Source organism: Kosakonia pseudosacchari (genome assembly GCF_900184035.1).
GTDB lineage: Bacteria > Pseudomonadota > Gammaproteobacteria > Enterobacterales > Enterobacteriaceae > Kosakonia > Kosakonia pseudosacchari.
Genome location: NZ_FXWP01000025.1, coordinates 471,210 through 489,952, shown reverse-complemented (window position 1 = coordinate 489,952; position 18,743 = coordinate 471,210). Strand labels below are relative to the sequence as shown.

Sequence of the window (18,743 nt, the reverse complement as noted above, 5' to 3'; positions counted from 1 at the left end):
GGCGATTTTTTTAATGGCTTGTTTTACTTCTCAATACCGAGGACTTCCAGCGTCATCACGGAAGTCACGCCGGGCGGTACCGCGCCAGGTATACCTTCCTCGCCGTAAGCCAATTCGGTGGGAACATAAATCTTCACTCTGCCGCCCACGACCAGTTTTTTTACGCCAGCACGCATCACCATCGGCAGCTCGCTCACGCGCGCGGTGTTGACTTCGTTCTGTGCGAGAACCTGCCCGGAGCTGACCTTTTCATCCACTTTGAAACGAATGACATCGCTATCGCCAATAGCGGCACCCGGCCCACGTTTTTCAACCAAATAGACCACGCCGTTATCCGCCCGCACCGCGCCCTTTAGTTTCGCCGCGTCGGCCAGCAACTGCTGCCCTTGCTTCTTGTTCCGGGTTATTTCACGTTGCCGCGCATCGTCTACCTGCTTGTTGAGAGTACTGAGGACCTTTTCAAGATCGGCATTCGGCATTTGCAGGCTGCCTGCAAATTTATCCTGCAAGCCTTGCAGAAAAGCCTGCGGCTTAAATTGTTGCCCAATCTCTTTCAGCATTTCGCTTTCAAGCTGCACTTTTGCCGCAAACCAGACGCCCCAGGCATAGTTCACGCGCGCAAGTTCGGACTTATCCGCTGCCAGCGAGAATGCCGGTGAATTCGCTTTACTCGCCCCCTTTTCCGCCGCAGTTGGCGCACGCTTCGCAGCAGCGAGTTGCTGTTCCATTTGCGCCTTCTCTTCGCCGCTCTGTTTTAATTTCGCTTCCAGCGCGGCGATATGCGCTGCCTGATCTGCTGCTTGTTTGGTGGCGGCAGCGAGCTGGCTGGTTACCTCGTCGCGCTTTTTGTTCGCGTCAGCAAGCTGGTTTTGCTGATCTGTGGCTCGTTTCGCGACGGTTGCGAGCTGGCTGGTTGCCTCGTCGCGCTTTTTGTTCGCATCGGCAAGCAGTTTTTCCTGTTCTGTGGTTTTCGTGGCTGCCTGTTGCAGCTTCGCGCTGAGCTCCGCCCCCTGCTTTTTCGCCTCCGCCAGTTGCTGTTCTGCCTGCGTTTTCTCTTCGCTCCGCTGTTTCAGCGATGCTTCCAGCGTGGCGATGTACGATGCCTGATCTGCTGCTTGTTTGGTGGTGGCAGCAAGCTGGCTGGTTATCTCGTCGCGCTTTTTATTCGCATCGGCAAGCAATTTTTCCTGTTCGGCGGTTTTCGAGGTCGCCTGTTGCAGCTTCGCGCTGAGTTCGGCACCCTGCTTTTTCGCCTCAGCCAGTTGCTGTTCTGCCTGCGATTTTTCTTCGCTGCGCTGTTTCAGCGATGCTTCCAGCGTGGCGATGTACGACGCCTGCCCACTACTCTCTTTTTTCGCGGCTGTGAGCTGGCTGGTTACCTCGCCGCGCTTTTTGTTCGCATCGGCAAGCAGTTTTTCCTGTTCGGCGGTTTTTGCTGCCGCCTGTTGCAGCTTCGCGCTGAGCTCCGCCCCCTGCTTTTTCGCCTCCGCCAGTTGCTGCTCTGCCTGCGTTTTCTCTTCGCTGCGCTGTTGTAACTCATGTATCAACGTCGTAATACGCAGTGCCTGCTCACTCATCTTTTTCGCGGCAGCATCAAGGTAATGATTTGCCTCTTCGCGCTTGCTATTCGCAGCAGCAAGCTGCTTCTCGCTGGCCTGCAGCTGTTGTTGTAGCTGCTTGTTTTCACTGCTAATGACAGGCGGTGGCTGTTTGTTATCATTGCCTGCGTTATTTTTTGGCTGTACGGACGTTGCTGTAGTCTGTTTTTTGCGCAGTGCTTCTGCCTCACGCCGTAACGCCGCGAGTTGGCGTTTCAGTAACCTGATTTCTTGCTCACTCGACGCATTTTTTGGCGCAGCCTGCTGTTTAACAGCAGCATGTGATGAAGACGTAGCAACCGAGCCTGCACTGCCATGATCAGCCGTAAACGGAGACTGCGGTTCGGCTGATATTATGTGCTCATCGTTCAGACGGTCGAGTAATGAGGCAGGCTCAGCGCTGGTGGCTAAGGATGATATAGCCGATAGCAGCACAGCAGAGGAATAAAGTAGTTTTCTCATAACTGTTTCAGTGCATTTGCGCGACTGGACATATTAGTGAATACCGCGCTGCGCACGCGCGAGCAAACCACTTCAATCTTACTATCAATTTCGGATTTCATTATTTCCGCAGAATTCTTATCAATTATCGGTCGATTTCGCTTGTAGACTTCATAGCTTTTATTAATCGTATTAAATTGCTGTTTGTAAGTTTCAAATGCAGAATTATCCAGACCTTTTAAGGCGGTCAGAAGCTCGTAACATTGCTGCGCCTGCTGTTTCTGCGGCGCATCCTTTACCACGGAGGGCACCGTTGATTTAACACAACCCGTTAACGTAAAAGGTAAAACGAAGGAGAGACATAAAAGATAAAAATGTGAACGCCGCATAATATCCTCATCATTCAGGCATATTTTTCACTGAATTACATTCAATTAAAAAATAAATTAAACGTGAAATATCCGTCAAATAACAACAGGGGTGAAAACTATCATGCCGTGATTTAAATAACAACAAGAAGCCCTGTGACTTTAATGGATATTATTGGCGCATCATAATTTCATTATAAATAATGAAATACTATATTTCCGATGAATAAATAGAATACGAAAGGGAGCGGATAAAATAATAATGCCGCCTTCCGGGCAGAAAGGCGGCATGGGAAACTAGATGTGCAGTTCCTGCAATTTCTCTTTCGGCAGGGCGAGTTCTTCGTTGCTGTTAACGCGAACATCACGATCGAGGATGTGACGCGCGATCTCTTGCGCTTCTTCCAGAGAGTGCATTTGGTATGTCCCGCACTGATAGATGTTCAGTTCCGGGATCTGATTCTGCTCTTTTACTTTCAGGACATCTGCCATCGCCGCTTTCCAGGCATCGGCGACGCGCTGCTCGTCCGGCGCACCGATCAGGCTCATGTAGAAACCGGTGCGGCAACCCATCGGAGAGATATCGATAATCTCAACGCCGTTGCCGTTGAGGTGGTTACGCATAAAACCGGCGAACAGATGCTCCAGCGTATGGATACCTTTTTCCGGCATCACTTCTTTGTTCGGTACGCAGAAACGCAGGTCGAATACGGTAATGGTGTCGCCGTGCGGCGTGTCCATAGTCTTGGCAACACGGACTGCGGGCGCTTCCATACGGGTATGATCGACAGTGAAGCTATCCAATAATGGCATTTAGTCACCTCCGACAGTGATTTTTTAAAAATAAAATGAACTCTTTTTTCCCGTGCGAGTCTGAGTATATGAAAGACGCGCATTTGTTATCATCATCCCTGATCTTCAGAGATGAAATTTTGGCCACAGAGATGTGGCCTTTTTCTTTTGTATCAGGCGTGACGCGCGAGTAACGCCTCGAATGACTCCGAATCTCCGGCTTCAACCTCTGCCTGACGCACCAGCGACGCTTTGCGCTCGGCGATAAAATCTTCCTCAAGCAAAATTTCCAGTGGCTCTTCACGCAGCTGCGAACGGTACTGATCGCCCAGCGCTTTCCCCGTGCCGCCAATACCATTATCAATCATTGAGCGCAGAATGCGCGCAGAGAATGTCAATTCCGGATCGTCGAAGCTGGCAACCAACTGGTCGCACACTTTTTCGTACTCACTGCCACCGTACACGCCATCCAGCGTCTGCGCTACTCGTTTCAGATCGCTAAACAGATCCTTACCGACTTGCGCGAGCGGGAACTGTGCGGTTTCACAGCCCATTCCGAGCGTCAAACCGGGTTTACGCCCTTCCAGAATCACGCGATTCCAGTTCGTACGGGTGCAGAGCAATTCATCGCTGCTCATTTCTGGCGCATCGGCCAGCACACACCAGACCATAAACAGATCGAGGAAGCGCACCTGCTGCTCGTCAACGCCAATGGCGGTGAACGGATTGATATCCAGAGAACGAACTTCGATGTACTCAATACCGCCACGCAGCAACGCATCCGATGGTGTTTCGCCACTACGGGTCACACGTTTCGGGCGAATAGGCGCATACAGCTCGTTTTCAATCTGCAGAATATTGGTGTTGATCTGTAAGTATTTGCCCTCTTTTTTCAGACCAATTTTGGCGTATTCCTCAGAAGGCGTTTTGATTGCGCGCTTCAACGCCACGACGTAATCGTGCAGGTTATTGAAGGTAATGCCGAGATTACTTTGCGATTTATTGGTGTACCCGAGGTCGCTCAGGCGTAATGAGGTCGCATACGGCAAGTAGTACATACCGTTCGGTGTTTTCTCAAACGGCAGCGTTGTCGGTTTCCCTTGCAGGAAGGATGAGCAAATTGCTGGTGAAGCGCCAAACAGATACGGGATCACCCAACCAAACCGGTAGTAATTGCGAATGAGGCGAAAATAACCATCCGACACCGCTTCTTTATCCGTACTGCCGCTTTTCGCTTCCCAGAAAGCCATTGGCAGCGAGAAATTGTAATGCACGCCGGAAATGGTTTGCATCAGCGCGCCATAGCGATTTTTCAGCCCTTCGCGGTAGAGCGTTTTCAAACGACCAATATTGGACGTGCCATACTGCGCCAGCTCAATATCCTGGCCATCCTTGATATAGCACGGCATGCTCAACGGCCACATGCGTTCGTCACCAATCTGGCGCGCAGTGTAGCGGTGAATATCGCGCATAATGGTCAGCATATGATCGATATCGCCATCCACCGGAGTGATAAATTCCAGCAGCGCTTCAGCAAAATCGGTGGTGATCCATTTATGGGTCAGTGCTGAGCCAAGCGCAGCCGCATGACCCGTAGTTGCCAGAGAGCCATCCGCATTTACGCGCAGCGTTTCACGCTCAAGACCGCGTTGTATCCCCTTCAGAGCTTGAGGATGTTTTTCCAGCCAGGACAGCGCCTGTGATACGTCCGGGATCAAATTGACCTCCCGCCTGTCATAATCATTTCATTAAGCATAATTGTAATGGTTGACGATTAAAGGTCACTCACTCAGTCCAATTAGTGCCACCACGTCATACCCTGCAGCGTTACAAAGGCGATCGCCAGATAGCGCAACGCTTTTCCAAGGCATAAAAAAATTACTACCGGCCCCCACGACAAGCGCATCCATCCTGCCAGCAGGCACAGTAAGTCGCCTATAACAGGCACCCAGCTTAATAACAGCGCTGCCGCGCCGTATCGTTTAAGCCAGTTAGTCGCTTTTTCCTGCCAGCGCGATGTTTTACGCTGCGGGAAGAAACGCCCAAGAATAACGTTAGTCAGCCCTCCAAGGCTATTACCCATTGTTGCTATTACAACAAGAAGCCAGGGCTGGCTAACGTGAGAAATTAACATTGCAACCAGCACGACCTCAGAATTGCCAGGCAACAGCGTGGCGCTGAGAAAGCTGCTGGAAAACAGTGATAACAGCGACAGTGTGTCGCTCACAATAAGCGTACGTCCACGACATCCATACCGGCTGCACGCGCCGCCTGAAGCCCAAAATCTGCATCTTCGAAAACGATGCATTGCGTCGGTTCCACTCCCATGCTTTGCGCGCAAAGCAGGAAAGTATCAGGCGCGGGTTTGTGATGTTTAACATGATCGGCTGCGATAACGGCGTCAAAGTACCCCCGCAGCCCAAGGTGTGCCAGCAGCGCTTCCGCAATCGCGCTTTCGCTGCCCGTTCCTACAGACATTGGACGACGACCATGCCACGCTTTCACCACCTCGATAAGCGGTAATGGACGAACAGAATCCAGCAGCATCGCTTTTACAGCCGCCGTTTTTTCCTGAGCCAACAGATGAGGATCGAGATCGCCCTGGTTGGCCTCAATGATGGATTGCGCGATACGCCAGGTTGGAGAGCCGTTAAGCCCAATCATCGCCTGTTCGTCAAAACGCATCCCATAACGCCCGAGCACTTCATGCCAGGCTTTACGGTGAGTTGGCTCTGTATCAAGAATAGTGCCATCCATATCGAAAATCAGACCAGCGTAACGTTCGTACATCATGTTCTCACAAAGCGGATAACAAACAGTTACTTTAACGTAAACAGTGATTTTTGTCGCTGCCAGCGAGTGAGAAGCATAGTGTTACGCATGATTTTGGCGGGGTAACCGGTAAGATGACGTTTTGTGTTTTGCGGAATTGACGCGGTCTGGAGAATCGCTTTGCTTAGCTTGCGGGATATTGCCGGGGCAGCGCTATTCTTGCTGGTATCAGCAGAAATATGCACTAAACCTGAGAGAATAAATCGACTGGGGTATCGCAGAAGATGGTGCATCCGGGAGGATTCGAACCTCCGACCGCTCGGTTCGTAGCCGAGTACTCTATCCAGCTGAGCTACGGATGCATCGGGAAATGCTATTTACAACACAGATTCAGAACGTCATGACCAAACAAACCCGGGGAGATAATCCGGCCTTGCCGCGCCTTCAGAGTATCGCTGAAGCAGCGCTGTCACTTCTGATTCCAGCAATGCTGCCTGCCAGAACTGAAGAATGAATAGGCCAGGGTATCAAGAAGATGGTGCATCCGGGAGGATTCGAACCTCCGACCGCTCGGTTCGTAGCCGAGTACTCTATCCAGCTGAGCTACGGATGCATCGGGAAATGCTATTTACTACACAGATTTAGTCTGCATAACATCGGCGTACTGAGCAAGAATGGTGCATCCGGGAGGATTCGAACCTCCGACCGCTCGGTTCGTAGCCGAGTACTCTATCCAGCTGAGCTACGGATGCATCGGAAAACTTACTTTACAACGCTGATTCAGTGCTGCGTTACCTCGCCACACTGAGCAAGATGGTGCATCCGGGAGGATTCGAACCTCCGACCGCTCGGTTCGTAGCCGAGTACTCTATCCAGCTGAGCTACGGATGCAAAATGGCGGTGAGGCGGGGATTCGAACCCCGGATGCAGCTTTTGACCGCATACTCCCTTAGCAGGGGAGCGCCTTCAGCCTCTCGGCCACCTCACCACACGCGCCTCTTTCGAGTGCTTCGAAGAACTTGTTAAGGGCTCATCGTCGCTGCGTGGCGCACATATTACTTTCTGGGACTTATAAGTCAAACACTTTTTCCAGCCCCTGAATCGTTTGCACACTTCGCAGGCAATTAGCCTGCAAAAAGGCCAAAAAGGATGTTTTATCAGCAGAAATTCTGCCGTTTCGCTGTAGAAAAATGGCAAAGACATTCCCTCTCAACATGCGGATAACAGGGAAAAACAGCAAGTCTGAAATAAAAAGGAAACGTAGTGAGGGGAAAATCAGGAGGAGGTGTTGCGTCTCGCCGGGAAACAGCGAGACGCGATAATAGCATCAGTAGTTCGACTGCTGTGACTTTTCAGCCTGGATACGCTGGTAGATCTCTTCACGGTGAACGGAAACTTCTTTAGGGGCGTTAACGCCGATACGAACCTGGTTACCCTTAACCCCTAATACAGTCACAGTGACCTCATCCCCAATCATGAGGGTTTCACCAACTCGACGAGTCAGAATCAGCATTCTTTGCTCCTTGAAAGATTAAAAGAGTCGGGTCTCTCTGTATCCCGGCATTATCCATCATATAACGCCAAAAAGTAAGCGATGACAAACACCTAAGTGTAAGCAGTCACGGCATTACATTCTGTTAAACCTAAGTTTAGCCGATATACAAGACTTCAACCTGACTTTATCGTTATCAATAGCGTAGTGGCAACAACGCCATAACCGCAAGGTTATGGCGTCTGCTTTCGCTTTGTAATTATGACAGTTTAGCGCTTACCCAGTCTTTTACACTGGCGAGAGCGGTAGGCAGCGCAGCTGCGTCAGTACCACCGGCTTGCGCCATATCCGGACGTCCGCCACCTTTACCCCCGACCTGCTGGGCAACCATACCAATCAATTCCCCTGCTTTCACACGGTCGGTCACGTCCTTCGACACACCCGCAATCAGGGAAACTTTTCCTTCCGCCACGGTGGCAAGCACAATCACTGAAGCACCCAGTTGGTTTTTCAGATCATCTACCATGGTACGCAGCATTTTCGGCTCGACGCCAGCCAGTTCGCTAACCAGCAGTTTTACGCCGTTAAGATCGATAGCTTTACCAGACAGGCTAGCGCTCTCCTGCGCTGCCGCCTGCTCTTTCAGTTGCTGCAACTCTTTTTCCAGCTGGCGAGTACGTTCAATAACAGTACGCACTTTATCGCCAAGGTTCTGGTTGTCCCCTTTCAGCAACTGCGCGACCTCATGCAGTTGGTCACTCTGCGCATGCAGGCTGGCAATCGCGCCTTCACCGGTAACGGCCTCGATACGACGTACGCCTGCCGCCGTGCCGGATTCAGACACAATGCGGAACAGACCAATATCGCCAGTACGGGAAGCATGTGTGCCGCCACAAAGTTCAGTCGAGAAATCCCCCATACGCAGCACGCGCACGCGATCTTCGTATTTCTCGCCAAACAGCGCCATTGCGCCATTCGCTTTCGCCGCCTCCAGATCCATGATGTTGGTCTCGATTGGCAAGTTACGGCGAATTTGTGCGTTCACCAGATCTTCTACCGCACGGATTTCCGATGGCTTCATGGCTTCGAAATGGGAGAAGTCAAAGCGCAACGCTTTGTCGTTCACCAGAGAGCCTTTCTGCGCAACGTGCGTACCGAGCACATCGCGCAACGCGGCATGCATCAGGTGTGTTGCAGAGTGGTTCAGACGAATACGCGCACGGCGCGCTTCATCGACTTCCGCTTTTACGCCGTCGCCGACCTTCAGCGAACCGCTACTCAACTTACCGAGATGACCAATCGCCTGACCGTATTTCTGCGTATCCTGTACGACAAAGGCAAAGCCATTACCTTTCAGTTCGCCTTTGTCGCCCACCTGGCCGCCAGATTCGGCGTAGAACGGCGTCTCATCAAGGACAACCACCGCTTCCTGACCTGCGGCAATTGCATTCACTGGCTTGCCGTCGACAAACAGCGCAGTGACTTTGCCGTTCAGTTCCAGATGGTCATAGCCTTTAAATTCTGAAGCGCTATCAACGCGGATCATCGCGTTGTAATCTGCGCCGAAACCGCTGGATTCGCGCGCGCGACGGCGTTGCTCTTCCATCGCGGCTTCAAAGCCCACTTCGTCAACCTTCAGGTTACGCTCACGGCAGACATCGGCGGTTAAATCCACCGGGAAGCCATACGTGTCGTACAGGCGGAAAGCGGTTTCGCCATCCAGCGTGTCGCCTTTCAGTTTTGCCAGCTCTTCGTCCAGCAGCGCCAGACCACGCTCCAGTGTACGCGCAAACTGCTCTTCTTCGGTTTTCAGAACCTGCTCAACCTGAGCCTGCTGGCGTTGCAGATCTTCGCCAGCGGAACCCATCACCTCAATCAGCGGGCCAACCAGTTTATAGAAGAAGGTGTCCTTCGCGCCCAGCATGTTGCCATGACGAATCGCACGACGAATGATACGACGCAGCACATAGCCACGGTTTTCGTTCGACGGAATGACACCATCGGCGATCAGGAAGGCGCAGGAACGGATGTGGTCAGCGATAACGCGCAGGGATTTATTACCCAAATCGGTTGCGCCGGTCACGTTTGCCACCGCCTGAATCAGCTTCGTGAACAGGTCGATTTCGTAGTTGGAATTCACATGTTGCAGCACCGCGGCAACACGCTCCAGGCCCATACCGGTATCCACGGACGGCTTCGGCAGCGGTTCCATGGTGCCATCGGCCTGGCGGTTGAACTGCATAAAGACGATGTTCCAGATTTCGATATAGCGGTCGCCGTCTTCTTGCGGGCTGCCCGGAGGGCCACCCCAGATGTGGTCGCCGTGATCGTAGAAAATCTCGGTGCAGGGGCCGCACGGACCGGTATCGCCCATCTGCCAGAAGTTGTCAGAAGCATACGGCGCGCCTTTATTATCACCAATACGGATAATGCGCTCGCGCGGCACGCCCACTTCTTTTTCCCAGATTTCGTACGCTTCGTCGTCCGTTTCGTATACCGTCACCCACAGACGCTCTTTCGGCAGGTTAAACCAGTTCTCACCGGTCAGCAGTTCCCATGCGTACTGAATAGCATCATGTTTGAAGTAGTCGCCGAAGCTAAAGTTGCCCAGCATCTCAAAGAAGGTGTGATGACGTGCGGTGTAACCGACGTTTTCCAGGTCGTTGTGTTTACCACCGGCACGAACGCAACGCTGTGCTGTGGTAGCGCGGGAATAATTACGTTTGTCGAGCCCAAGGAATACATCCTTGAACTGGTTCATCCCGGCGTTGGTAAACAGCAGAGTCGGGTCGTTATTCGGTACCAGGGAGCTGCTGGCAACTACCTGATGTCCCTTACTATGGAAAAAATCGAGAAACGCCTGACGGATCTCAGCGGTGCTCTTGCTCATAATTATCCTGAAATCAAGCTAACGAAATGTGGTAACCGGCCGTTGCCATACATGGAAAACGCGCCAGCTACTGGAAAAAGTGGGAATAAGATAAGTTTTCTTTACTGCGAAGTAAAATCCCGTATGCGCTCAGTCGGCAAAATTTCGCCATATTTCCTGAATATCTTCCTGCATAAAGCCGCGATAGAGCAAAAAACGCTGCACTTTTACTTTCGCCGCATATTCAGTCGGTAGTGGTTCGCCATATTTACGCTGCGCTTGCGTACGTGCACTTTCCACCCAGTCAACATCGCATTCGCGTAGCGCGCTTTCGCTCTCTTCTCGCGAGATCCCTTTCTGATTTAATTCCTGCCGAATGCGCGCCGGACCATAACCTTTACGCGCACGGCTGGCGATAAACTGGCGCACAAAGCGCATGTCATCAAGAAAATTATGCTCCCGACACCACGCAACGACCTCTTCGACCTCTTCCGGCGTGATATCCAGTTCTTCCGGGCCGTTTTTACTCATTACTGGCGCGGTTAATTTACGACGAAACTCTTTTTCGCTGTGATCGCGCATTGCCAGAATCCGCATCGCCCGGTCACGCAGGCGGGAAACGGCGGAGCGGCGAGAAGGGTTATCAGACATGACTTGATCCTGTGTTCATAGAAAAGCAAAAGGGCTGCATCAGCAGCCCTTGATTACGATTCAGATTATCAGAAATCTTCGTTGGTCTCTTCAACGTCTTCGTCATTGCCATCGGCAGTGAATTCAGCGGAGGAACTTTGATTGCTGAGCAGAATTTCACGCAGCTTTTTCTCGATCTCTTTCGCTGCAGCCGGGTTTTCTTTCAGCCAGGTTGTTGCGTTCGCTTTACCCTGACCGATTTTGTCGCCGTTGTAGCTATACCAGGCGCCCGCTTTCTCAATCAGCTTCTCTTTCACGCCAAGATCGACCAGCTCACCGTAGAAGTTAATGCCTTCACCGTAGAGGATTTGGAACTCAGCTTGTTTGAACGGCGCAGCGATTTTGTTTTTCACCACTTTCACGCGGGTTTCGCTGCCGACGACGTTATCGCCCTCTTTTACCGCACCGATACGGCGAATATCCAGACGCACAGAAGCGTAGAATTTCAGTGCGTTACCACCGGTGGTGGTTTCCGGGTTACCGAACATTACGCCAATTTTCATACGGATCTGGTTGATAAAGATCAGCAGTGTGTTGGACTGTTTCAGGTTACCGGCGAGCTTACGCATCGCCTGGCTCATCATACGCGCCGCAAGGCCCATATGAGAGTCACCGATTTCACCTTCGATTTCCGCTTTCGGCGTCAGCGCCGCAACGGAGTCGACCACCAGCACGTCAACCGCACCGGAGCGCGCCAGCGCGTCACAGATTTCCAGCGCCTGTTCACCGGTATCCGGCTGAGAACAGAGCAGGTTGTCGATATCAACGCCCAGTTTGCGAGCGTAAACCGGATCCAGCGCGTGTTCAGCATCGATAAACGCACAGGTTTTGCCTTCGCGCTGCGCTGCGGCAATGACTTGCAGGGTCAGCGTCGTTTTACCTGAAGATTCAGGCCCGTAAATCTCGACGATACGCCCCATCGGCAAACCGCCAGCGCCCAACGCGATATCCAGCGAGAGCGAACCGGTAGAGATGGTTTCCACATCCATGGAACGGTCTTCACCCAGACGCATGATGGAGCCTTTACCGAATTGCTTTTCGATCTGACCCAGTGCGGCTGCAAGCGCCTTTTGTTTGTTTTCGTCGATAGCCATGATTACTCCTTCATGCAGAGTGAAGCGCGTTACGCTCCGCGGTGAATTACTGTTCTGTTGTCGCAATTATACTGTATGGTCATACAGTATCAAGCATTTTGTAGAAAATGTTGCCAAAGGGTTTGCAGAGCATAGGCGGTGGCCTGTCTGCGCACCGCTTCACGATCGCCCGGGAAGCATTCACGACGCGTGATCCCCTCCCCGCTAACACAGGCAATGCCAAACCAGACGGTGCCAACTGGCTTCTCGTCGCTGCCGCCATCTGGCCCGGCGATACCGCTGATAGAAATGGCATAGTCGGCGCGCGCCGCTTTCAGCGCGCCAATCGCCATCTCGACCACCACCTGCTCGCTGACCGCGCCATGCGCATCCAGCGTGGCGGGTTGTACGCCAATCATTTGGGCTTTCGCTTCATTACTGTAGGTAACAAACCCGCGTTCAAACCAGGCGGAACTGCCAGCGATATCGGTTACCACCTTCGCCACCCAGCCGCCGGTACAGGATTCCGCCGTTGTCAGCGTTGCGCCGCGCGCCTTAAGCGCCAGCCCGATGCGTTCGCTGAGCTGCATTAATTCGTTGTCCGTCATCATGGCTCCCGTGCGTCTAAAAACTGTGGCGGAGAAGATACCACTTTCCGTGAAAAGATGGGGATGAGATGGAGAATTTACGAGGAGGCTTCAGAAAAAAGGCCAGCGAGCGCCAGCCTGCGTGGTTTATTGCCCGTTACTTCATGCTGTTATAGATAGTGTCGACGTTGTGACGAAAGGCTTTCTGATAGGTATCTGCCACCCCGCCTTTGGCGCTTAACGCTTCCGGATAAAGCTCGCCGCCCGGTTGCGCGCCGGTTGCGCTGGCAATTTGCTTCACCAGCCGTGGGTCCAGTTGGTTTTCCATAAACCACACTTTCACACCATCAGCTTTGATTTGTTTGATAAGCGAAGCCACCTGCGCGGCGCTGGCCTCGCTTTCAGAGGAGATGCCCTGCGGTGCTATAAACTCAACGCCGTAAGCGCGAGCAAAGTAGCCAAACGCATCGTGGCTGGTCAGCACTTTGCGTTTCGCCTGCGGCACCGCGCTGAAGCGCTCTTTCGCCCAGCTATCCAGTTTGTTTAACTGGTCGATATAACGCTGACCGGAGGCATTCAACGCGGCTTCGTCAGCCGGATCGGCTTTCACCAGCGCGGCAAGAATATTTTTCGCATACAGCGCACCATTCGCCGCACTGTTCCAGGCGTGGGGATCGGTCACCGTTGCGCCATCTTCTTCCAGCGTATGCGTGGCAACACCGGTTGATGCGACGACAAGCTGGCCTTTAAAGCCAGAGGCTTTCACCAGACGGTCCAGCCAGCCTTCGAGCCCCAGGCCATTGACCACCACTACATCGGCGCTGTTAAGCAGAGCGCTGTCTTTCGCCGAAGGTTCAAAGGTGTGCGGATCGCCATCCGGCCCCACCAGCGTCGTCACCTTGACGTGATCGCCGCCAACTTGCCGGGTGATATCGCCCAGAATCGAGAAGCTGGCGACCACATTTAACGTTTTTGCCATTGCGCCCTGAGCCATCAGGCCGAGCGCCAGCGCCAGAATAAGCCCTGTCCGTTTCATCATTTCCCCTTGCTATGTTAAAAGTGCGCGCAGGCTGTGAGCCAGCCCACTGCGCGTGCCGAATAAAATGGAAAAAAAGAAGACCATACTGGCAGTCAGCACAATCGCCGGTCCGGCGGGCAACCCCGCCATCCACGACAGGCTTAACCCAAGCCACGCGCACAGCGCGCCAATGCCAGCCGCCAGCAGCAATAATCCCGGTAATGTCCGCGCCCAGCAGCGCGCCGCCACGGCGGGCAGCATCATCACGCCCACGGCCATCAATGTGCCGAGTACCTGAAACCCGGCTACCAGGTTGAGCACCAGCAACGCCAGAAACAGCCCGTGCAGCAGACCCGGCGCACGCGCCGAATTAACCTGCAAAAACGCGCTGTCGAACGCTTCACTGACCATGCCTCGATAGCAAAACGCCAGTACCAGCAGCGTCAGGCTGGCCACACCCGCGACAAACAGCGCCGAGTCGCGATCGACCGCCAGAATCGAACCAAACAGCAGATGCAGCAGATCAACACTGGAGCCGCGCAGCGAAACCAGCGTGACGCCGAGTGCCAGCGAGCCAAGGTAGAAACCGGCAAAGCTGGCGTCCTCTTTAAGCGGAGTGCGGCGACTTACCCAGCCGGCCACCAGCGCGACGGTAATACCGGCGACAAATCCGCCGATACTCATCGCCAGCAGCGACATCCCGCTCAGCAAATAGCCCACCGCCACGCCGGGCAGAATGGCGTGCGACAACGCGTCCCCCATCAGGCTCATGCGGCGCAGCAGCAAAAAAACGCCCAGCGCCGTGGTGCTGATGGAGAGCGCCAGACACACCACCAGTGCGCGGCGCATAAAACCAAATTCGATAAACGGCTGGAAAAAGAGATGCCAGATCATGCGCTGCACGCCTCATCTTTTGCCGCAACAGGCGCTGTCGCGCCCCACTGCGCGACTCGTTCGTCGAGGCGTAAGGTTTGCGGGAAGTAGCGAGACACGCGCTCACTATCGTGCAGCACGGCAATAATGGTTTGTCCGGCGCGATGCATGTCCACAATCTGCTCCATCAGCAGTTGCGATGTGGCTTCATCAATACCGGTAAACGGCTCGTCGAGCATGACCAGCGGCGCGTTCTGCACCCAGACGCGGGCAAACAGCATGCGCTGAAACTGCCCGCCGGAGAGCGTATCAATCGTCTCGCGCGCCATTGCCGCCAGCCCGACACGCTCCAGCCCCTGAGCGATTCGGCTACGGACATCGCGGTTCAACCCGCGAAACAGCGAAACGCGCGGCCAGCAGCCCATACTCACCACGTCCTGCACGGTGAGCGGAAATTGCGATTCCAGCGCGTGGCGCTGCGCCAGCCAGCCGATGGTTGGCCGCGCCGGTTGCCAGCGCAGAACGCCACTCACCGGCGGTAAAAATCCGGCCAACGTTTTTAACAGTGTCGATTTGCCGCAGCCGTTCGCGCCAACAATCGCCGTCATACTTCCACGCGCCAGCGTGCCGCACAGTGCCGGGGTGATCGCAAGGCGATCGTAGCCTGCGACGAGATGATCAAGTTCAATCATGGCAGCGCAACCGCCCAGCTTGTCAGGAGCCAAAGCGCCGCTAATAGCGCGGCCGCCAGCACGAGGCGGATCGTGCCGGAAAGGGAAAACAGCGTTACGGGAATCATTCACACACCTCATATGTTATAACGTAACAATAATCAGTATAAATGATTATGTAAATCGCTATGCGTAACGGGAGTGCATCGAAATGTTTCAGATTCCCCTCCCGCAGGAGGGGAGCGGGATCAGCGAACGCGCGCCAGTGAAACGGCCTGGCCGAGCTGCCAGACCGCCATCGCGTAGTGTGTGCTGTGGTTATAGCGGGTGATAGTGAAGAAGTTCGGCAGACCGTACCAGTACTCATAGCCGGTGCCGACATCAAGGCGCAGCAGGCTCGCCTGTTGATGCGCGCCCAGCGGCTGTTGCGGCGTTAAACCCGCCGCAGCCAGTTGCCCGACGCTGTAGTTAGTTTTAAAGCCATTTTCCAGCCCCGGCGCCTGCCCGTTCGCCGGCACCGCGACGATATCGCCCTTCACCCAGCCGTGCTGTTTGAAGTAGTTCGCCACGCTGCCAATGGCATCCACCGGATCCCACAGGTTGATATGTCCGTCGCCGTTGAAATCGACGGCGTATTGCTTGTACGAAGAGGGCATAAACTGCCCATAGCCCATTGCACCAGCGAAAGAACCTTTCAGTTCGAGCGGATCATCGCTTTCATCACGCGCCATCAGCAAAAACGTCTCCAGCTCGCTGGCGAAATACTCCGCGCGACGCGGGTAAGCGAAGGCCAGGGTCGCCAGCCCGTCGAGAATACGCGTTTTGCCCATCACGCGGCCCCAGCGGGTTTCCACGCCGATAATGCCCACGATAATTTCCGGCGGCACGCCGTAAACCATCCATGCGCGGTTAAGCGCGTCTTCATACTGATTCCAGAACGCCACGCCATTTTGCACGTTGTCCGGGGTGATGAACTGCTTGCGATAGCGCAGCCAGGCACCGTTCGGCCCGGTGGGTCCCGCCGTCGTCGGCGCTTGCTTATCCATCAGGCGCAACACGTAATCCAGGCGTTTGGCCTGCGAAAGAATTTCGTGCAGTTGCTGGCGGTCAAAACCGTGCTTGCTGACCATCATATTGATGAACTGCTCCGCCGCCGGGTTATTGGCAAAGTCACCGCCGGTCATCAGAACATTGTGCTGCGGCTCAAGCAGAAAACCGCCGGAAGGCGCGGGTGACGCGGTTTGCGGGGTTTCAGCAAGCGGGGGTTTACTGCTACAGGCACAGAGCACAACAAACGCAGGCAGTAATGCTGCGTAACAACGCTTCAACATGGGACTTCCATTTTAAACGAATCAGCCAGGAGCAAGTATGGTAAAGCATCTGGCTACCGACAAGGAAGCGCCGTAACGCCTGCGCACGCGATCTCACTTCATTTTTTCATCTTCCATTACGCGTTCATTTAATTCCGATCATTTTCGCAAAAACTTTCACAATGATCATTTTTTCTTTCATAACGAGATCTAAATAACACATTTCAACCTTTCATCATGATTATGATAGCGCACGGTTAAACAACAAAACGACAACCCTACAGGAGAGAACAATGGAGACCATTACGCATGGTGCCGAATGGTTCATCGGGCTGTTTCAGAAAGGCGGCGAAGTGTTCACCGGCATGGTGACCGGTATTTTGCCGCTACTGATAAGCCTGTTGGTCATCATGAACGCGCTGATTAACTTTATTGGCCAACACCGTATTGAAAAATTTGCCCAGCGCTGCGCGGGCAATCCACTTGCCCGTTATTTACTGCTGCCCTGCGTCGGCACGTTTGTCTTCTGCAACCCTATGACGCTGAGCCTCGGGCGCTTTATGCCAGAGAAGTACAAACCCAGTTATTACGCTGCCGCGTCCTACAGTTGCCACTCCATGAATGGCCTGTTTCCACATATCAACCCCGGCGAGCTGTTTGTGTATCTGGGGATCGCCAACGGTCTGACAACACTGGGCTTGCCGCTCGGCCCGCTGGCGGTGAGCTACCTGCTGGTTGGCCTGGTAACCAACTTCTTCCGCGGCTGGGTAACCGACCTGACCACGTCCATTTTCGAGAAGAAAATGGGCATTCAACTTGAACAAAAAGTCCAACTCGCTGGAGCAACATCATGACGCGCATAGTGATTGAAAAAGGCACCGGCGGCTGGGGCGGCCCGCTGGAAATCGACGCCAGCACTGAGAAAAAAATCGTCTATATCACCGCCGGTACACGCCCGGCTATCGTCGATAAGCTGGCGCAACTCACCGGCTGGCAGGCGGTTGACGGCTTTAAAGAGGGCGAACCGCCAGCAGAGGAGATCGGCGTCGCGGTGATCGACTGCGGCGGCACGCTGCGCTGCGGCATCTATCCGAAACGCCGCATCCCTACGGTGAATATTCACGCCACCGGGAAATCCGGCCCGCTGGCGCAGTACATCCTGGAAGATATCTATGTTTCCGGAGTGAAAGAGGACAATATCCATCTGCACGGTGAAGCGCCGACCGCCGCGCCAAAACGCCCGGTCGCGAAGGATTACGACACCAGCAAAAAAATCACCGAGCAGAGCGATGGCCTGCTGGCGAAAGTTGGCATGGGCATGGGCTCGGCGGTCGCGGTGCTGTTCCAGGCCGGGCGCGACACCATCGACACGGTGCTGAAAACCATTCTGCCGTTTATGGCCTTCGTCTCGGCGCTGATCGGCATCATCATGGCCTCCGGGCTTGGCGACTGGATTGCCCACGGCCTCGCGCCGCTTGCCAGCCATCCACTCGGGCTGGTGACGCTGGCGCTTATCTGCTCCTTCCCGCTGCTGTCACCCTTCCTCGGCCCAGGTGCGGTGATTGCACAAGTTATCGGCGTGCTGATTGGCGTACAGATCGGCCTTGGCAATATCCCGCCGCACCTCGCCCTACCCGCACTTTTTGCCATTAACGCCCAGGCGGCGTGCGACTTCATCCCGGTCGGCCTGTCGCTGGCGGAAGCGCGTCAGGATACGGTGCGTGTCGGCGTGCCTTCGGTGCTGGTCAGCCGCTTTTTAACCGGTGCGCCAACGGTGCTGATCGCCTGGTTTGTCTCCGGTTTCATTTATCAATAAGGGGTGTTTTATGAGTGTGATTTATCAAACCACCATTACCCACATCGGTGAGAGCGCCCCGGACGCGCTGGGCGACAACATGCTGATTACCTTCCGCGAAGGCGCGCCTTCGGATGTCGCCGAGTTCTGTTTTATCCATAACCACGGTGCGCTTTCGGGCGCGCTGTTACCTGGCGCGCAGTTTGAACTTGGCGATCGTCGCTACCCGGTCACCGCCGTCGGCGATGTCGCCGAGCAGAATCTGCGTGAATTGGGGCATATCACCCTGCGTTTCGATGGGCAAACGCAGGCGGAATACCCCGGAACGGTACACGTCGCAGGCCCGGTGCCGGACGGTATCGCCCCCGGCTGCATTTTGAAATTTGTCGCTTAA

Annotated in this window: 18 protein-coding genes and 5 tRNA genes; 3 read left to right on the top strand and 20 right to left on the bottom strand. The window is 54.1% G+C overall.

All coding sequences use genetic code 11. The features are described 5' to 3' along the window. Positions 1-23: 23 nt before the first annotated feature. From BN2591_RS20925 to mltB, 20 genes are all read right to left on the bottom strand, one after another. Entirely contained in the window at positions 24-2,060 is a 2,037-nt protein-coding gene (locus tag BN2591_RS20925; protein ID WP_244173041.1) for an FKBP-type peptidyl-prolyl cis-trans isomerase N-terminal domain-containing protein, read from the bottom strand. Next, positions 2,057-2,341: a hypothetical protein gene (locus BN2591_RS20920; protein ID WP_086873709.1), complete on the bottom strand. Its 285-nt coding sequence runs from the start codon at positions 2,339-2,341 to the stop codon at positions 2,057-2,059. Before BN2591_RS20920 ends, BN2591_RS20925 begins: the two co-directional genes overlap by 4 nt. 363 nt (positions 2,342-2,704) lie before the next feature. Continuing rightward, positions 2,705-3,220: an S-ribosylhomocysteine lyase gene (gene luxS / locus BN2591_RS20915; RefSeq protein ID WP_086873708.1), complete on the bottom strand. Its 516-nt coding sequence runs from the start codon at positions 3,218-3,220 to the stop codon at positions 2,705-2,707. A gap of 152 nt (positions 3,221-3,372) precedes the next feature. After that, complete coding sequence (gshA, locus tag BN2591_RS20910; protein ID WP_086873707.1) at positions 3,373-4,917, bottom strand: glutamate--cysteine ligase; 1,545 nt, start codon at positions 4,915-4,917, stop codon at positions 3,373-3,375. Between the two features lie 80 nt (positions 4,918-4,997). Then, the gene (locus BN2591_RS20905; RefSeq protein ID WP_086873706.1) at positions 4,998-5,426 is read right to left on the bottom strand and encodes a YqaA family protein; all 429 of its coding nucleotides are present in this window, start codon (positions 5,424-5,426) and stop codon (positions 4,998-5,000) included. Beyond that, positions 5,423-5,989, bottom strand: a complete 567-nt coding sequence (gene yqaB / locus BN2591_RS20900) for a fructose-1-phosphate/6-phosphogluconate phosphatase (protein ID WP_086873705.1) — start codon at positions 5,987-5,989, stop codon at positions 5,423-5,425. Before yqaB ends, BN2591_RS20905 begins: the two co-directional genes overlap by 4 nt. 267 nt (positions 5,990-6,256) lie before the next feature. Then, positions 6,257-6,333, bottom strand: a tRNA-Arg gene (locus tag BN2591_RS20895). 174 nt (positions 6,334-6,507) lie between these two features. Then, positions 6,508-6,584, bottom strand: a tRNA-Arg gene (locus BN2591_RS20890). Between the two features lie 62 nt (positions 6,585-6,646). Then, positions 6,647-6,723 (bottom strand) — tRNA-Arg (locus BN2591_RS20885). Between the two features lie 62 nt (positions 6,724-6,785). Next, positions 6,786-6,862, bottom strand: a tRNA-Arg gene (locus BN2591_RS20880). Between the two features lie 4 nt (positions 6,863-6,866). Continuing rightward, positions 6,867-6,959, bottom strand: a tRNA-Ser gene (locus BN2591_RS20875). A 339-nt stretch (positions 6,960-7,298) separates the two neighbouring features. Beyond that, positions 7,299-7,484: a carbon storage regulator CsrA gene (csrA, locus tag BN2591_RS20865; protein ID WP_007370562.1), complete on the bottom strand. Its 186-nt coding sequence runs from the start codon at positions 7,482-7,484 to the stop codon at positions 7,299-7,301. Between the two features lie 238 nt (positions 7,485-7,722). Then, a complete protein-coding gene (gene alaS / locus BN2591_RS20860; protein WP_086873704.1) occupies positions 7,723-10,353 on the bottom strand; it encodes an alanine--tRNA ligase in 2,631 nt (876 codons plus the stop codon). 129 nt (positions 10,354-10,482) lie between these two features. Then, positions 10,483-10,983 carry a recombination regulator RecX gene (recX, locus tag BN2591_RS20855; protein ID WP_086873703.1) on the bottom strand — a complete coding sequence of 167 codons (501 nt, stop codon included), beginning with the start codon at positions 10,981-10,983 and terminating at the stop codon, positions 10,483-10,485. 68 nt (positions 10,984-11,051) lie between these two features. After that, positions 11,052-12,116: a recombinase RecA gene (gene recA, locus BN2591_RS20850; protein WP_020454923.1), complete on the bottom strand. Its 1,065-nt coding sequence runs from the start codon at positions 12,114-12,116 to the stop codon at positions 11,052-11,054. Between the two features lie 89 nt (positions 12,117-12,205). Further along, complete coding sequence (gene pncC, locus BN2591_RS20845) at positions 12,206-12,703, bottom strand: nicotinamide-nucleotide amidase (RefSeq protein ID WP_086873702.1); 498 nt, start codon at positions 12,701-12,703, stop codon at positions 12,206-12,208. A gap of 136 nt (positions 12,704-12,839) precedes the next feature. Further along, the gene (locus tag BN2591_RS20840; protein ID WP_086873701.1) at positions 12,840-13,718 is read right to left on the bottom strand and encodes a metal ABC transporter substrate-binding protein; all 879 of its coding nucleotides are present in this window, start codon (positions 13,716-13,718) and stop codon (positions 12,840-12,842) included. 12 nt (positions 13,719-13,730) lie between these two features. After that, entirely contained in the window at positions 13,731-14,594 is an 864-nt protein-coding gene (locus tag BN2591_RS20835) for a metal ABC transporter permease (RefSeq protein ID WP_086873700.1), read from the bottom strand. Continuing rightward, positions 14,591-15,265: a metal ABC transporter ATP-binding protein gene (locus BN2591_RS20830; protein WP_086873699.1), complete on the bottom strand. Its 675-nt coding sequence runs from the start codon at positions 15,263-15,265 to the stop codon at positions 14,591-14,593. The genes BN2591_RS20835 and BN2591_RS20830 overlap by 4 nt, the downstream gene beginning before the upstream one ends. 227 nt (positions 15,266-15,492) lie before the next feature. Further along, on the bottom strand, positions 15,493-16,575 hold the full coding sequence (gene mltB, locus BN2591_RS20820; protein WP_020454928.1) for a lytic murein transglycosylase B: 1,083 nt from the start codon (positions 16,573-16,575) through the stop codon (positions 15,493-15,495). 272 nt (positions 16,576-16,847) lie between these two features. On the opposite strand from mltB, the gene srlA reads away from it, so the two are divergent. The 3 genes from srlA to srlB are packed head-to-tail and all read left to right on the top strand — an operon-like array spanning position 16,848 to position 18,743. Continuing rightward, the gene (gene srlA, locus BN2591_RS20815) at positions 16,848-17,408 is read left to right on the top strand and encodes a PTS glucitol/sorbitol transporter subunit IIC (RefSeq protein ID WP_017459307.1); all 561 of its coding nucleotides are present in this window, start codon (positions 16,848-16,850) and stop codon (positions 17,406-17,408) included. Beyond that, on the top strand, positions 17,405-18,370 hold the full coding sequence (gene srlE, locus BN2591_RS20810) for a PTS glucitol/sorbitol transporter subunit IIB (RefSeq protein ID WP_086873697.1): 966 nt from the start codon (positions 17,405-17,407) through the stop codon (positions 18,368-18,370). The genes srlA and srlE overlap by 4 nt, the downstream gene beginning before the upstream one ends. Positions 18,371-18,380: 10 nt before the next feature. Further along, positions 18,381-18,743 (top strand): PTS glucitol/sorbitol transporter subunit IIA, encoded by a 363-nt coding sequence (gene srlB, locus BN2591_RS20805; protein WP_086873696.1) that lies wholly within the window; start codon positions 18,381-18,383, stop codon positions 18,741-18,743.

Coding starts and splice junctions, on each gene's coding strand:
- BN2591_RS20925 (WP_244173041.1), bottom strand. CDS start 2,060: ATGAGAAAACTACTTTATTCCTCTGCTGTGCTGCTATCGGCTATATCA.
- luxS (WP_086873708.1), bottom strand. CDS start 3,220: ATGCCATTATTGGATAGCTTCACTGTCGATCATACCCGTATGGAAGCG.
- yqaB (WP_086873705.1), bottom strand. CDS start 5,989: ATGTACGAACGTTACGCTGGTCTGATTTTCGATATGGATGGCACTATT.
- csrA (WP_007370562.1), bottom strand. CDS start 7,484: ATGCTGATTCTGACTCGTCGAGTTGGTGAAACCCTCATGATTGGGGAT.
- alaS (WP_086873704.1), bottom strand. CDS start 10,353: ATGAGCAAGAGCACCGCTGAGATCCGTCAGGCGTTTCTCGATTTTTTC.
- recX (WP_086873703.1), bottom strand. CDS start 10,983: ATGTCTGATAACCCTTCTCGCCGCTCCGCCGTTTCCCGCCTGCGTGAC.
- recA (WP_020454923.1), bottom strand. CDS start 12,116: ATGGCTATCGACGAAAACAAACAAAAGGCGCTTGCAGCCGCACTGGGT.
- pncC (WP_086873702.1), bottom strand. CDS start 12,703: ATGACGGACAACGAATTAATGCAGCTCAGCGAACGCATCGGGCTGGCG.
- BN2591_RS20840 (WP_086873701.1), bottom strand. CDS start 13,718: ATGAAACGGACAGGGCTTATTCTGGCGCTGGCGCTCGGCCTGATGGCT.
- BN2591_RS20835 (WP_086873700.1), bottom strand. CDS start 14,594: ATGATCTGGCATCTCTTTTTCCAGCCGTTTATCGAATTTGGTTTTATG.
- BN2591_RS20830 (WP_086873699.1), bottom strand. CDS start 15,265: ATGATTGAACTTGATCATCTCGTCGCAGGCTACGATCGCCTTGCGATC.
- mltB (WP_020454928.1), bottom strand. CDS start 16,575: ATGTTGAAGCGTTGTTACGCAGCATTACTGCCTGCGTTTGTTGTGCTC.
- srlA (WP_017459307.1), top strand. CDS start 16,848: ATGGAGACCATTACGCATGGTGCCGAATGGTTCATCGGGCTGTTTCAG.
- srlE (WP_086873697.1), top strand. CDS start 17,405: ATGACGCGCATAGTGATTGAAAAAGGCACCGGCGGCTGGGGCGGCCCG.
- srlB (WP_086873696.1), top strand. CDS start 18,381: ATGAGTGTGATTTATCAAACCACCATTACCCACATCGGTGAGAGCGCC.